The 13,281-nt window shown below is 64.8% G+C and carries 11 protein-coding genes and 1 tRNA gene; 3 read left to right on the top strand and 9 right to left on the bottom strand.

Translation table 11 applies throughout. The annotated features are described in order from the left end of the window. Positions 1-107 precede the first annotated feature (107 nt). The 3 genes from ACFUCV_RS14635 to ACFUCV_RS14625 form a co-directional block, all read right to left on the bottom strand. Positions 108-722, bottom strand: coding sequence for a flavodoxin family protein (locus ACFUCV_RS14635; RefSeq protein WP_380817032.1), 615 nt, complete (start codon positions 720-722; stop codon positions 108-110). Positions 723-807: 85 nt separating this feature from the next. Continuing rightward, a complete protein-coding gene (locus ACFUCV_RS14630; protein WP_380817030.1) occupies positions 808-1,929 on the bottom strand; it encodes a LacI family DNA-binding transcriptional regulator in 1,122 nt (373 codons plus the stop codon). Beyond that, positions 1,926-3,659: a glycoside hydrolase family 13 protein gene (locus ACFUCV_RS14625; RefSeq protein WP_380817028.1), complete on the bottom strand. Its 1,734-nt coding sequence runs from the start codon at positions 3,657-3,659 to the stop codon at positions 1,926-1,928. The genes ACFUCV_RS14630 and ACFUCV_RS14625 overlap by 4 nt, the downstream gene beginning before the upstream one ends. A 239-nt stretch (positions 3,660-3,898) precedes the next feature. Here ACFUCV_RS14625 and ACFUCV_RS14620 point away from each other — a divergent pair, with 239 nt between their 5' ends. Continuing rightward, a complete protein-coding gene (locus ACFUCV_RS14620; RefSeq protein WP_380817027.1) occupies positions 3,899-5,293 on the top strand; it encodes an FAD-binding oxidoreductase in 1,395 nt (464 codons plus the stop codon). 7 nt (positions 5,294-5,300) lie between these two features. On the opposite strand, the gene ACFUCV_RS14615 is transcribed toward ACFUCV_RS14620, so the two are convergent. The 4 genes from ACFUCV_RS14615 to ACFUCV_RS14600 all read right to left on the bottom strand — a co-directional run bounded on the left by ACFUCV_RS14615 (position 5,301) and on the right by ACFUCV_RS14600 (position 10,228). After that, a complete protein-coding gene (locus ACFUCV_RS14615; protein WP_380817025.1) occupies positions 5,301-6,659 on the bottom strand; it encodes a DUF4032 domain-containing protein in 1,359 nt (452 codons plus the stop codon). Positions 6,660-6,749: 90 nt separating this feature from the next. Next, on the bottom strand, positions 6,750-7,847 hold the full coding sequence (locus tag ACFUCV_RS14610; protein ID WP_380817023.1) for an ABC transporter ATP-binding protein: 1,098 nt from the start codon (positions 7,845-7,847) through the stop codon (positions 6,750-6,752). A 136-nt stretch (positions 7,848-7,983) separates the two neighbouring features. After that, positions 7,984-8,781, bottom strand: coding sequence for a trehalose-phosphatase (otsB, locus tag ACFUCV_RS14605; protein ID WP_380817020.1), 798 nt, complete (start codon positions 8,779-8,781; stop codon positions 7,984-7,986). Further along, on the bottom strand, positions 8,771-10,228 hold the full coding sequence (locus ACFUCV_RS14600) for a trehalose-6-phosphate synthase (protein ID WP_380817018.1): 1,458 nt from the start codon (positions 10,226-10,228) through the stop codon (positions 8,771-8,773). The genes otsB and ACFUCV_RS14600 overlap by 11 nt, the downstream gene beginning before the upstream one ends. Positions 10,229-10,411: 183 nt before the next feature. Here ACFUCV_RS14600 and ACFUCV_RS14595 point away from each other — a divergent pair, with 183 nt between their 5' ends. Together ACFUCV_RS14595 and ACFUCV_RS14590 are read left to right on the top strand one after the other, a co-directional pair. Next, positions 10,412-11,311 (top strand): DsbA family protein, encoded by a 900-nt coding sequence (locus ACFUCV_RS14595; protein ID WP_380817016.1) that lies wholly within the window; start codon positions 10,412-10,414, stop codon positions 11,309-11,311. Between the two features lie 118 nt (positions 11,312-11,429). After that, positions 11,430-11,503: transfer RNA gene (locus ACFUCV_RS14590), tRNA-Thr, on the top strand. A 152-nt stretch (positions 11,504-11,655) separates the two neighbouring features. Here the strand turns inward: ACFUCV_RS14590 and ACFUCV_RS14585 are convergent. After that, positions 11,656-12,810 (bottom strand): tyrosine-type recombinase/integrase, encoded by a 1,155-nt coding sequence (locus ACFUCV_RS14585; protein ID WP_380817014.1) that lies wholly within the window; start codon positions 12,808-12,810, stop codon positions 11,656-11,658. Between the two features lie 118 nt (positions 12,811-12,928). After that, complete coding sequence (locus ACFUCV_RS14580; RefSeq protein WP_380817012.1) at positions 12,929-13,147, bottom strand: helix-turn-helix domain-containing protein; 219 nt, start codon at positions 13,145-13,147, stop codon at positions 12,929-12,931. Positions 13,148-13,281: the final 134 nt, after the last annotated feature.

Here is a 13,281-nt window from a genome sequence, read left to right as displayed (position 1 = left end):
CGAGAGGATGTGGGAGAGTAGGACACCGCCGGACAAACAGTAACAGGTCGAGGCCCCACACCACACGGTGCGGGGCCTCCCACACTTAACACACAAACCAATAAGGCCTAACCCGCCGGATAACCACCCGCCCGCAGCAGATTGGCCAGGTGGACAGCATTGCGGGTTGATATTTGAGTTGCATTGGCCGTGACCTCGGGGGTTTCCGCCAGGTCCTGATAGTCGGTGGTATGCATGGCTTCACCCACCCAGTAGCTGGATCCCTGGGCGGGGATGGAGAAGCCCACCTCCGCCAGGCTTTGGTAGATGTCCGCAATGGCGTGGTGGGCGCCGTCCTCATTGCCCACCACACCCACAATCGCGACCTTGTCGAACATGATGGGCCGGCCCTGTCCGTCAGTCTCGGACAGTTCGGCGTCGAGCCTTTCCAGCACCCTCTGGGCCACTGAGGAGTGGTTGCCCACCCAGATGGGTGTCACCAGCACCAGGATGTCGGAGGCAAGGATTTTGGCGCGGATGTTGGGCCAGTCGTCGCCCGGGCCCATGTCGGTGAGGACACCGGGCTTTACGTCATAGTCCACAATGCGCAGGCTTTCCGTGCGCACATCATGCGCTGCCAGTCCGGCGGCCATTTGCCCGGCCAGCAGTTCGCTGCTGGAGGCTTTGGGGGAGGGGGTCAGGGTGCAGGTAAGGATCAGGGCGTTTAGCTTTTGATTGCTCATCATCCCAGTGTGTCTCATTGCAGCGACAGGCAACAGGGGGCAAACGGCATGGCAGTCCCGCTGGCAGCTGGGCAGAACAGCCGCTTTAGGTGGCGGGCGGCACGGCGGTGCTGGAGCGCACCACCAATGGGGCGGGGAACTGTTCGGCCACCGGCTCCCAGGCGGCCCCGTCGCCAGCCGCAAGCGCGGCCAGGCGGCTCAGCATCCTTTGGGCCGCAAGCGTGCCCTGCCCCCGGGGATTTTGGTCAAAGGTGGTCAGCCCAAACAACTGGCCCAGTTCGTGGCCGTCCAAGGCAATGACTGACAGGTCCTGTGGAATGCGCAGGCCAAAGTCCCGGGCAGCCAAAATGGCCCCAAAAGCCATTTCATCCGAAGCGGCGAAGATGGCGGTGGGCCGCTGCCGGCCGCCGGCAAGCAGCTCCCGGCACGTGGCGTAGGCGCCCTGGACAGTGAAGTCGCTGACCCGCAGCCACTCCGGCGGGCAGGCAAGGCCGGCCCCCTGCAGGGCCGATTCAAAGCCCTGGCGGCGCCTGAGTGCGAGTTTGAAATCCGCCGTCTGTTCGTCCCTGCCGCCCACATAGGCAATGAGGCTGTGTCCCAACCCGATCAGGTGGTGGGTGGCGGCCTGGGCCACGGCGAATTCGTCAATGGCGATGCTGTGGGCGCCGGGCAGCGGACCGCCCACGCCCAACACGGGACGGTTCAGTGCCAACAGCTGTAGCACCTCCGCTTCGGTGAGCTCCAAGGCGACGGCAATGACGGCGTCGAGCCTTCGGCGCAGGAGCAGCTCACTGAGCACCGTGGCGCGTTGTTCGCCGCCGTGGCCCGTGGTGTAGAGCGTGAGGTCGTACCCGGCGGCAATCAGTTCAGCCGAGAGGCCGTCGAGCAGTGTGGAAAAGTACCAGCGGTTGACGGCCGGCACCACCACGCCAATGTTGTGGTGGCGGCCCGAGGCCAGGCTGGAGGCGGCGTAGGAGAGGGTGAAGCCAAGCTGCGCGGCCGCTTCCTGGACCCGCTGGCGGCTTTGCGCCGAGACGCTGCCGGTGCTGCCAAGGGCCCGCGAAACGGTGGCCACCGACAGCCCCGACAGCGCAGCCACCTCCCTGATGCCGGGCACCTTGGCCTGGCCGGCGCCGCCCACCGCGCCGCCCACCGCCCCGGGTGCCGGGCCGGGCGGTGTGGCCGGCGGTGGACCGCCACGGCTCATGGTTCCAGCCAGATGGCCTCATTGCCCTGTAGTTCAGCCGTGCCTGCCAGCTCGGGGCGGGAGCGCAGGAGCACCGTGCCGGCGGGCAGCGGCACGGGGCTGTGGCCGGTATTGAGCATGACCACCACGGACCCGTTGCTGAAGGCAAGCACTTCGGGCCCGCACAGCTCCTGCACCCACTGCAGGGAACCGGTGCCCAGGCTGCGCTCCTTGCGGATCGTGAGGGCCTGCCGGTAAAAATTCAGGTGCGACGCCGGATCGGCCGCCTGCAGATCGCGGGCATATTCGGACCAGTTCTCCGGCAGCGGCAGCCAGGGGGTGCTGTGGGCGGTGCCGCTGAAGCCCGCCAGCGGGGCATCGGCCCGCCAGGGCAGCGGGATGCGGCAGCCGTCGCGGCCAATGCGTTCCCCGCCGGTGCGGGCGAAGGTGGGGTCTTGGCGGAATTCATCGGCCAGCGTGGTGTGGTCCGGCAGGCCCAGCTCCTCGCCCTGATAAAGGTAGACGGCGCCGGGCAGTCCCAGCATGAACAGGGTTGAGGCGGCTGCGCGGCGCCGGCCCAGGACGGTGTCGGGCTGCTCGTCGCCGGGGCCAATGCCGTCGCTGTCGCGGGGCACGCCGCCGTCGTATCCGAAACGGGTGGCGTGGCGGACCACGTCATGGTTGGAGAGCACCCAGGTGCTGGTGGCATTGACGGCGCCAAAGGCCCGCAGGGATTCGTCAATGACCGGGCGCAGCGCCGCGGCGGAGAAGGGGCTTTCCAAATAGGGGAAGTTGAAGGCGTGGTGCATTTGATCGGCCCGCACCCAGTTGGACATGCGCTCGAGGGAATCCACATTGGCCTCCGCGCAGAGGATCCGGTCGGGGCCGTATTCGGCCAGCACTTCCCGCCAGTCACGGTAGATGCGGTGCAGGTCCGGCTGCCCGAACATGGGCGCCTCCTCACCGGGGAAGCCTTCAATGCTCTTGCCCCAGGGGGTGCCGCCCCAATCCGGCAGGCCCGGCGCCTTCACCAGTGCATGGGCCACGTCCACCCGGAAGCCGTCCACGCCGCGGTCGAGCCAGAAACGCAGAATACGCTTGAATTCCGCATGCACTTCGGGGTTGGCCCAGTTGAAGTCCGGCTGGGTGGAGTCGAAAAGGTGCAGATACCATTGGCCGGCGCTGCCGTCGGGGTTGCTCAGACGTGTCCACGCCGGGCCGCCAAAGTGGGACTGCCAGTTGTTCGGCGGCAAGTCGCCGCCGGGGCCCTTGCCGTCGCGGAAAATGAACATGTCGCGGGCGGCACTGCCGGGTTCGGCGGCCAGGGCGGCCTGGAAGAGCGCGTGTTCGCTGGAGCAGTGGTTGGGCACCAGGTCAACGATGATGCGCAGACCCAGTCCGTGGGCTTTGGCCACCAACTGCTCAAAATCCGCCAGCGTGCCAAAGAGGGGGTCCACCTGGCAGTAGTCGGCCACATCGTAGCCGGCATCGCGCTGCGGGGAGGTGTAGAACGGCGAGAGCCACAGCGCGTCCACGCCCAAATCCGCCAGCTGCTCGAGTTCGGAGCTGATGCCGGCCAGATCTCCGTTGCCGTCCCCATTGGCGTCCTTGAAGGAACGGGGGTACACCTGATAAATCACCGAGTCGCGGGACCAGTGGTGCTCCCCGGCGGCAGCGGCGCGGCGCCCATGCGGGGCCGTTTCAGGCGATTGCGGGGTGGCTGCGGCAGCTGTCATCTGTGCATTGTTCATGCTTCCACCCTAGACAGCGGGGCAATTGTTGTAAACGTTCCCACCGCCCGTCCACGACGCCGGGCGGCACCTTGGCCCCGGTGCGCCACCTTGGTGCCCGCTGCTGACGGGCAAAAAGTGGAAGCGCTTGCACCAGCCGCCGAAGGCACCGGCGGGCCGCCTCTGCGCGTGTTTTAGCGGGCACCGGCTGGTGCCTCATAGACTGAGGGCACTGACTTACAGGAGAGTGATTGCAGGCAATGGCCAGTGACGGTAATGGGATGGAAGAAGCCTTTGTGGCAGCGCTGCGGGATGTGCTGCGCGCGGATCAAGTGAGCACCTCCGCCAAGGACAAAAGCTCCCACGCCCGGGACCAGGGGCCGGTGACCGACTATCACGAACCGGTGGCGGTGGTGTGGGCGGAGAGTGTGGACCAGGTCCGGGCGGTGGTGCGTGCCGCGGCCGCCCAGGGGATTCCCTTGGTGGCCCGGGGCGCCGGCACCGGCGTCTCCGGCGGCGCCCACGCCACGGCGGGGTCGGTCATCTTGGATTTAACACGGATGAACCAAATCCTGGAGATCAACCCGGCCGATGAGGTGGCCCGGGTGGAGCCCGGCGTGATCAACGGGGATTTAAATGCGGCCGCCGCCGCACACGGGCTCATGTTTGCCCCCGACCCGGCCAGCTATAAAATCTCCACCATTGGCGGGAACATTGCCACCAACGCCGGCGGCCTGCGCTGCGCCAAATACGGGGTGACCCGCGACGCCGTGCTGGCCCTGGACGTGGTGCTCGCCGACGGCTCCCTGATCCACACCGGCCACCGCACCTTCAAGGGCGTGGCCGGGTACGACCTCACCAGCCTCTTTGTGGGCTCGGAGGGAACCCTGGGCATTGTGGTGGGCGCCACCGTGCGCTTGAAATACCTGCCCGAGACCGTGCGCACCATTGCCGTCTTCTTCCCGGATGTGCAGTCCGCCGCCGCCGGGGTGCTGGCCCTGGGCGCCGCCCGCGTGCAGCCGTGCATTCTGGAGCTGCTGGACGGGCCCTCGCTGCGGGAGCTGGATGCCCGCAACGGCAGCGCCCTCTCCACCCGCGGCACGGCCCTGCTGCTGGTCCAGTTCGACGGCGTCGCGGCCGAACAGGAGGAGGCGCTGGCCGCCGCGGCATTGGAAAAGCTGGGCGGGAGCGTGAACCGGGAGGACCCTGCACAGGCGCAGCGGCTGGTGGAACTGCGCCGCAACAACCGCGGCCTGGACGTGGATGCGGAAAACCGGGTGGGGGAGGACGTGGCGGTGCCCAGATCGCAACTGGTGCATTACATCACCATGCTGGAGGAGATGGCGCGGCGCCACCGGGTGGACCTGACGGTGGTTGCGCACGCCGGCGACGGCAATCTGCACCCCACCTTTTCGGTGCCCACCTTTGCCCCGGACCGGATCAAGGCGCTCAATGACGCCCTGGACGAATCCATTGTGAAGGCGCTGGAACTCGGCGGCACCATCACCGGTGAACACGGCATTGGCCAGTACAAGCTGCGCTGGCTGGCATTGGAACAGGCCGAGGAGGTGCTGGAGATCCAGCGCCGCATCAAGGAACTGTTTGACCCCCAGGGAATCCTCAACCCGGGCAAGGCCCTGACACCGCGCGCCTGAGGGCGGCTCAGCCGTTCTCGGGGATGACGCCGGCTTCCAGCGCCTTGATGGTGGCGGTGTCCGTGGAGAGCATGATGGCGTCCTCATCGCGGCGGTAGCGCAAAATGTCATCAACATAGGACTGCACGGCCTCGGCCAGCGGCACATTGCGCTCCTCCTTTTCCGACTTGTACCAGCGGTGCTCCAGCACCTCATGGACCACCTCGGCCGGTTCCAGCTTGCCGCCCAGTTCCCGGGGGATGGAGCGCACAATGGGCTCAAAGACTGTGCTGAGCCATTCGTGGGCGCTGATTTCCTCATCCCGGTCCGGGCACACGTCATTGCGGAAGGAGTCCATGTCGTTGAGCAGCCGGCGGGCCTGGTTTTCCTGGGCGTCAATGCCCGTCAGGCGCAGCAGGCGGCGCTGGTGGTGCCCGGCGTCGACCACCTTGGGCTGGAGGGAAATGGTGGAACCGTCGGCGGTGGTCTTAATGGCGTATTCTTCCACATCAAAACCGAGCTCGTTCAGACGGCGGATGCGTGCGCCCACCCGCCAACGCTCGCCAAGTTCAAAGGATTCCTTCTCCGTCAGCTCCGCCCAGAGCCGGCGGTAGCTGTCCATGATCAGCTCGCTGGTGGCCACCGGGTCCACTTTCTCCTCAATGAGCCCGCCCTCGAGCAGGTCCATGAGTTCCCCGGCAATGTTCACGCGGGCAATTTCCAGATCGTATTCGCGCTGGCCGGTGGACAAATCCGGGTACAGTTCCCCCGTCTCGGCGTCCACCAGGTACGCGGCAAAGGCGCCGGCGTCGCGCCGGAACAAGGTGTTGGACAGGGACACGTCCCCCCAATAGAAACCAATGAGGTGCAGGCGCACCAGCAGCAGGGCCTGGGCGTCGATCAGACGGGTGAGGGTGTCGCGGCGCAGCTTTTGCGAAAACAGGGCGCGGTACGGCAGGGAGAACTTTAAATGCCGGGTCACCAGCACCGGATCCAGCGGCGCACCCGTGGGTGTGGTGCGCCCGGTGATGACAGCCACGGGTTCCACGCCGGGCACGTCCAGCCGGGCCAGCTTGCGCAGCATGTGGTACTCGTGGCGGGCCACATGCTCGGAGGTTTCCTTAATGGCAATGACGGAGCCGTCCAGGTGCGCAAAACGCACCACGTGGCGGGAAATGCCGCGCGGCAGGGCTGCCAGGTTGGCCGCCGGCCAGTCCTCCAGCCGGATGTGCCAGGGCAGATCCAGCAGGCCCGGATCGGTGCTGGCGGCGGTGATGTTCAGCGAACCCAGCACCGGCGCCGGCGGGATGCTGCGGCGCGGCAGCTTGCCCACCTGCTCGAAGTCGGTGGGCTCGTTGTTCCACTGGGCACCTGGTTGATCAGTCATAACAGTGATTCTCCCTTAAAAGCCGCGGCGCGGCCCGCCTGGAAGGAATTCCAAGCGGGCCGCGCCGTAGTACAACGTCAGAGCGGCAGGTCAGCGGACAATGGCCTTCTCGCCCAGACGGGCACCTGACTTGGCGTCGAAGAGGTGCACATGGCCCACCTGCGGGCGGACGTGGATGGTGTCGCCCTTCATCGGGGGGCGGCGGCCGTCAACACGGACCACCATGTCGCGTTCGTGGCCGTCAATGGTGGTGTGGCCGTAGACGTACGCGTCGGCACCCAACTCCTCCACGACGTCGGCCTCCACGGCCAGGCCCTCGCCGGCGCCGACAATTTCGAGGTCCTCGGGACGCACACCCAGGGTCACGGTGTTGCCGGCGGCCTCGCCCAACACGGCGCTGGGCACCGGGTAGGTGGACTGGCCGAACTTCACGCCATTGTCCACCACCGGCAGTTCCAGCAGGTTCATGGCGGGGGAGCCAATGAAGCCGGCCACAAACACGTTCTGCGGGGCGTCGTAGAGGTTGCGGGGGGTGTCCACCTGCATCAGCAGGCCGTCCTTGAGCACAGCCACGCGGTCACCCATGGTCATGGCCTCGACCTGGTCGTGGGTCACGTACACGGTGGTGACGCCCAGGCGGCGGGTCAGGGAGGCAATCTGGGTGCGGGTCTGCACACGCAGCTTCGCATCAAGGTTGGAAAGGGGCTCATCCATGAGGAACACCTGGGGGTTACGCACAATGGCGCGGCCCATGGCAACACGCTGGCGCTGACCACCGGAAAGGGCCTTGGGCTTGCGGTCCAGGTACGCCTCGAGGTCAAGGAGCTTCGCGGCTTCCTTCACGCGCTTGGCGCGCTCTTCCTTGGAGACGCCGGCAATCTTCAGGGCAAAGCCCATGTTGTCAGCCACGGACATGTGCGGGTACAGCGCGTAGTTCTGGAAGACCATGGCAATGTCGCGGTCCTTGGGCGGAACGTCGGTGACGTCGCGGTCACCAATCAGGATCCGGCCGGCGTTGACGTCTTCCAGCCCGGCGAGCATGCGCAGGGAGGTGGATTTGCCACAACCGGAAGGCCCAACCAAAACCAGAAATTCGCCATCGGCGATGTCAATGTTGAGCTTGTCAACGGCGGGCTTGGTGGTGCCCGGGTAAATGCGGGTTGCATTGTCAAAAGTTACTGTAGCCACAGCAATAAATCCCTTCATCGGCAGGTACGTGCCGAACGATCCTCAAGTGAATGGTGGTGTACAACAGCAGGCCCCCGTCACCGTGGCGGCGCAGGGAGCTGACCTAAACAGTATGGCACAAAATTTGTGGTGAAGCTCACTTTGGCCGTTGTAGGTGTGCCGTGCGGTGGGCCAGCAGCAGCTCCAGCACGTCCGGCAGCTGCTGGGGGGATGCGATCCGGTGGGCCGCGGCCGTGCTGCCCGGGCCCACCTTCACGCCCAGGTCCCCGGGAACCAGGGCGGCCAGGGCGTGTTCGTCAGTGACGTCGTCGCCGGCGAAGAAGGTGGCGGTGGCGCCCGTGTGCCGGCGCAGGGCGGCGATGCTCTGGCCCTTGTTGGCGTCCACTGCCGAAATTTCCAGCACCTGCTTGCCCGTGGTGATGTGCAGGGACGGGTTTGCCTCCAGCGCCGCCCGCAGCTGCGCCACCGCGGCCCGCCCGTCCGCCTCCGCGGCAAGCCGGTAGTGCAGCACGACGCCGGCGGGCTTGTGCTCTGCCATGGTGCCGGGAAAGCGTGTGGTGGCCAGGGCGACGGCGGCGCGGGCCGCCTCCAGCGCCGCAGCCTGTTCGCCGCTCAACAGCAGGGCGGGGGAGTCCGGACCCCACCAGGTCTCGGCGCCGTGGCTGCCCACCAGCAGGGTCCGCTCCGGTGGGGTGGCGACGGCGCGCAGGCTGTCCAGGGCCCGGCCCGAAATGAGGGCCGTGACGGTGTTCTCCAGCCCGGTGAGCGCGGCGAAGGCCGCGGCGCTGCGGGGCAGGGGACGTGCGTCCTGCGCCCGGTCCACAAGGGGGGCCATGGTGCCGTCAAAGTCCAGCGCCAGCAACAGCCGCGGGGTTTGGGCCAGGGCGATGACGGCGGCGGTGAGCTCCGGGGTGAGGGCAGGTTCAGCTGTCATCGCGGATGGCCTTCTCTGCCAAGGTGGTGAGGAAGTCCTCGCTCCAGCGCTGGACGTCATGGGAGAGGATCTGGCGGCGCATGGCGCGCATGCGGCGGCTGGCCTCCTGCGGCGGGAGGTTGATGGCGCGGGCAATGGTGGCCTTGAGGCCGTCAATGTCATGCGGGTTGATCAGCAGTGCCTGCTTGAGCTGATCGGCGGCCCCCGTGAATTCACTGAGCACCAGGGCACCGGAATTGTCCAAGCGGGCGGCCACGTATTCCTTGGCCACCAGGTTCATGCCGTCACGCAGGGCGGTGACCAGCATGACGTCCGCGGCCAGGTACAGGGCCACCATTTCCTCCACCGGGTAGCTGTGGTGCAGGTAGCGGATGGCGGTGTTTTGAATGGTGTCATGCTGGCCGTTGATGCGGCCCACAATGCCCTCCACCTCCTCGCGCAGCTGCTTGTACGTTTCCACGCGCTCGCGGCTGGGGCTGGCCACCTGGATCAGGGCCGCATCCTCCACCTTGACCGTCCCGTCCTCGAGCAGTTCGGCGTAGGCCTTGAGGCGGTGGGTGATGCCCTTGGTGTAGTCCAGGCGGTCCACGCCGAGCAGGATGGTTTTGGGGTTGCCCAGGTCCTCGCGGATCTGCTGGGCGCGGGCAATGATGTCAGGGCGCTGGGCCAGTTCCTGGATTTGGGCCACGTCAATGCTGATGGGGAAGGGCTCGGCCCGGGCAATGTGCGTGATTTGCTCATCATTGTCCTTCACATGCACCTGCTTGGCCTTGACGCCGGCGCCCAAAAAGCGCCGGGCGGAGCGCAGGAAGTTGGCGGTGTCATTGGGGCGCTGGAAGCCCAACAGGTCCGCGCCCAGCAGTCCCTCCAGGATGGCCTTGCGCCAGGGCATTTGGGCAAAGATCTCCGGGGAGGGGAAGGGGATGTGGTTGAAGAAGCCAATGCGTAGATCCGGGCGGAGCCGGCGCAGGTATTGCGGGACCAGCTGCAGCTGGTAGTCCTGCACCCAGACGGTGGCCTTGGGGGCGGCGGCGTGGGCGGCGGCCTCGGCAAAGCGGCGGTTGACCAGCTGGTAGGAGTCCCACCAGGTGCGGTGGAACTCGGGGGTGGCAATCACGTCATGGTAGAGCGGCCAGAGGGTGGAGTTGGAGAAGCCCTCGTAGTACAGCTCCACCTCGTCCTCGGACAGGGTGACCGGGATCAGGTCCATATTGTCGTGGTGGAAGGGTGCCAGCTCCTCATCCGGGGCGCCATGCCAACCCACCCAGGCGCCTTCGCGCGCGGCCATGACCGGTGCCAGCGCGGTGACGAGCCCGCCCGGGGAACGCCGCCAGCCGGCGTCGGCCTCTTCCGTGGAGACCCGGTCCACGGGCAGGCGGTTGGAGACCACAATGAAGTCCGCGTTGGTGGGATGGTGGGCTGACTCGGCACTGGCGCTCTTAGGCACGTATAACTCCCCTAATTCAGGCTACGGTTTATGCCAGCTTAGCCCTTGCGGTGGTGGGACGTCATGGTCAGGCAGGGGCCCGGGAGGGGGCGCTCATGCGGGAATCTCCAAGCTTTCTATCCTAGGATGAGGGTGAACTTGCCGTGAAACGGCCTTTTTTCATGCCCAAAGACTTGAGGAACTATGAGCCCCCAGAACGAACCGCGCAAGAACAAAGCCGAGCGCACCAGCGACGCCCGTGAAAAGGCGCGGCTGCTCCGCGAGGCACAGCTGAGGAAGGAAAAGCGCAATGGCTGGCTGATCCGAGGCGGCGTTTTGGCTGCGGCCGTGGCAATCATTGTCATCATTGCCCTGGTGATCATCAATACCCAAAAAGCCAATGAGCCGGTGGCTGACAGCGGCCCCGTGCCGACAAACATGAACGCCTACGGCGGCATCACCCTGGGCAAGGACGGGGCAGTCATTGCCCCCACCACCACCGAAACCACCGTGGATGTGACAGCTGTGCGCGAGGCCCCCACCGCACCCAGCGAAAAGGCCTTTGACCTGGAGGACATTGGCATCAAGGCCACGGCCGACGGCGAGCCCATCCAGACAGTGGTCTACTTCGACTTCATGTGCCCGTTCTGCGGCCAGTTTGAACAGCAGTACGGCGCACAGCTCAAGCAGCTGGCCAGCGAGGACAAGGTCACCGTGGAATACCGCGCACTGGGCTTCCTGGACCGCTTTGGCGGCGGCACCAACTACTCCTCGCGCGCCGGCGCGGCAGCTGCCTGCGTAGCCGACGTTTCCCCGCAGGCGTACCAGCCGTTCCTGGACAAGCTCTTTGTGGAGCAGCCCGCGGAAAACTCCAAGGGCATCAACAACGCCACGCTGAACAAGTACGCCGTTGAGGCAGGTTCCGAGGACATCAACGAGTGCATTGATTCCAAGAACTTCCGCCCGTACGTGGCCAACACCACCGCACTGGCCTCCGCCCACGGCGTCTCCTCCACACCCACGGTGTTCATGGACGGCGAGCAGTGGATGTCCACCGAAGGCTTTGACACCTTCCTGCAGCGCACGCTGGAAGCCAAAAAGTAACTTTTTGGCTTGTTGCTTGTCCTGCTGAGGCCGGTTTCCGGGTGGTTTTGCCACCCGGAAGCCGGTTTTCTTTTTGGCGAAGGCGTACGGTAGCCTTGTCTAGCGCTTGATTGCGTCTGCCTCCTTAGCTCAGCTGGCCAGAGCACCGCTCTTGTAAAGCGGGGGTCGTCGGTTCGAATCCGACAGGGGGCCCAGAAAGCCCGGAATGACGGGGATTTTGATAGCTTGGATGGCCCCGATTCGGGGCCATTTTTGCTTAAGCTACCGGAAACCTACCGGATTGAGTTACCTCTTTCATCATTTGTCGTGGTTCGTGGTTGTGTTTGGAGGGTCTTGCGGGGACTCTAGATGTCCATCTTGTACTGCATGTGAAGCTCCGCCCGGTTGGGCTGGAGCGCCTGCTGGTCAATTTTTGGGGCCGCGTTCTTTGGCATGAATGCCTCGGTGACTGATCTGGTATCCAAAGCCTCATGGATTTCTTCAATGTAATGCTCCTGGGTCATGGAAATCTTGGAATGGCCGGCCTGATAGGCCGCGGCCTCCGGGCCCATGGTCCGGGCGATCCGGGTGGCGGTGGCCTTCCTGAACGTTTTGAGTGTCACCCACTCATACCCGGCTTGGTCTGCCACTTTGCGCCAGAGCTTCCCCACATTGTTGGGATCAATCGGTGTTCCCGTGGACGACGGGAATACAAGATTGAGAGGATTCGGTGCTCCCGATTCGAGTTGGCGCTCTCGCCGCACCAAGAGTTGCTCCACCAGAAATGCAGGTATGGTCAGGTGGCGGATTCCATGCTGCGACTTGGGATGATCTTGGATACTGACGCCCCCGTTCCGCATTCTGATGACTGTGGCATTGATGAACACCGTTGGCGGGTTGGCTGCAATATCAAGATCATCCCAGCGCAGCGCAAAGAGTTCGCCTGGCCGTACACCGGTGGCGATGAGGAAATCCGATACCTCGTGAAGTTCCTGCGTTCGGGGTCGGCCAAGAGCGGGTTCCTGTTCCCATTCGATGACTTTTGCCCTCAGGTCTTGATACTGCTCAACATCGAGCGCTTTGGGTTTCGCTTTCTTGCCCCGTGGAATGGAGATCCCAATGACGGGGTTTCGAGTGACGGCGTCATGCCGAAGGGCCACCTTGAACATCCAGGACAGGATGGCGCCGCAGCTTCTGGCAGTCGAGGGCCCAACGTCTTCAACGAGTCTGCGGATGAATCGATCGATCACACCTGAGGTTGCTTCGCCGACGCGGACTTCCCCAAGTGCCGGCAGAATATATTTGTTGACGCAATAGACATACTTGTCCTTGGTCCTCGAAGCCTTGTCGGAGCCCTCGAGCTCAACGAGGAACACGCCAGCCAGTTTTTTGATCTGGTCCCGGGAGTTCACAAGCCCATCCCTAGGGGTCTTGCGGTCAACCAGCTTCTGCTGCAGGTTCCGGCGGGCTGATGCAGAGGAAGCGCCGCGGGCCTCGACATGCCGAATTTTTCCATCCAAGTCGCAGAATCGCGTGCGGGCTTGCCATGAACCTGCACCGATTCGACGAATGTGGATGGATCCCCAAGCTCCCAAGGGGAGAGGTTCCCTGGCCATCTGAATTATCTCCAGACCGGCGTTATTCGGGATCGGATTGGAGCGAAAGCCACGTCTCGTAATCTGACTGGCTCACTCGGAGATGCTTGCCAATCCTGTAAGCATGCGGCCCAACGCCCCGTGCCCGCCACTGGTAGAAGGTCTGCAGCGGAATTTGGAGTTCACGGCAAATGTCGGTCGGGGTGAGCCATTGAGTGGTGTTGGAACCTGTGTGGCTGCTGTTCTGGGTGTAGATGCTCATGTCCGTGCCTTCCTTGGAGCCGAACAACGCATAATATCCGGCTAGGGCGTGTCTCCCAAATAGGTTGGTCGTTGGTTGATTAACTTGGAGGGTGTCGCGTTTTCAAGTTTTTACAGATGACCAATGGGCCCGTG

The organism is Specibacter sp. NPDC057265, assembly GCF_042668835.1.
Classification (GTDB): domain Bacteria; phylum Actinomycetota; class Actinomycetes; order Actinomycetales; family Micrococcaceae; genus Specibacter.
The sequence above is the reverse complement of the archived record's forward strand: the minus strand, read 5'-3'. Positions and strand labels throughout refer to the sequence as shown.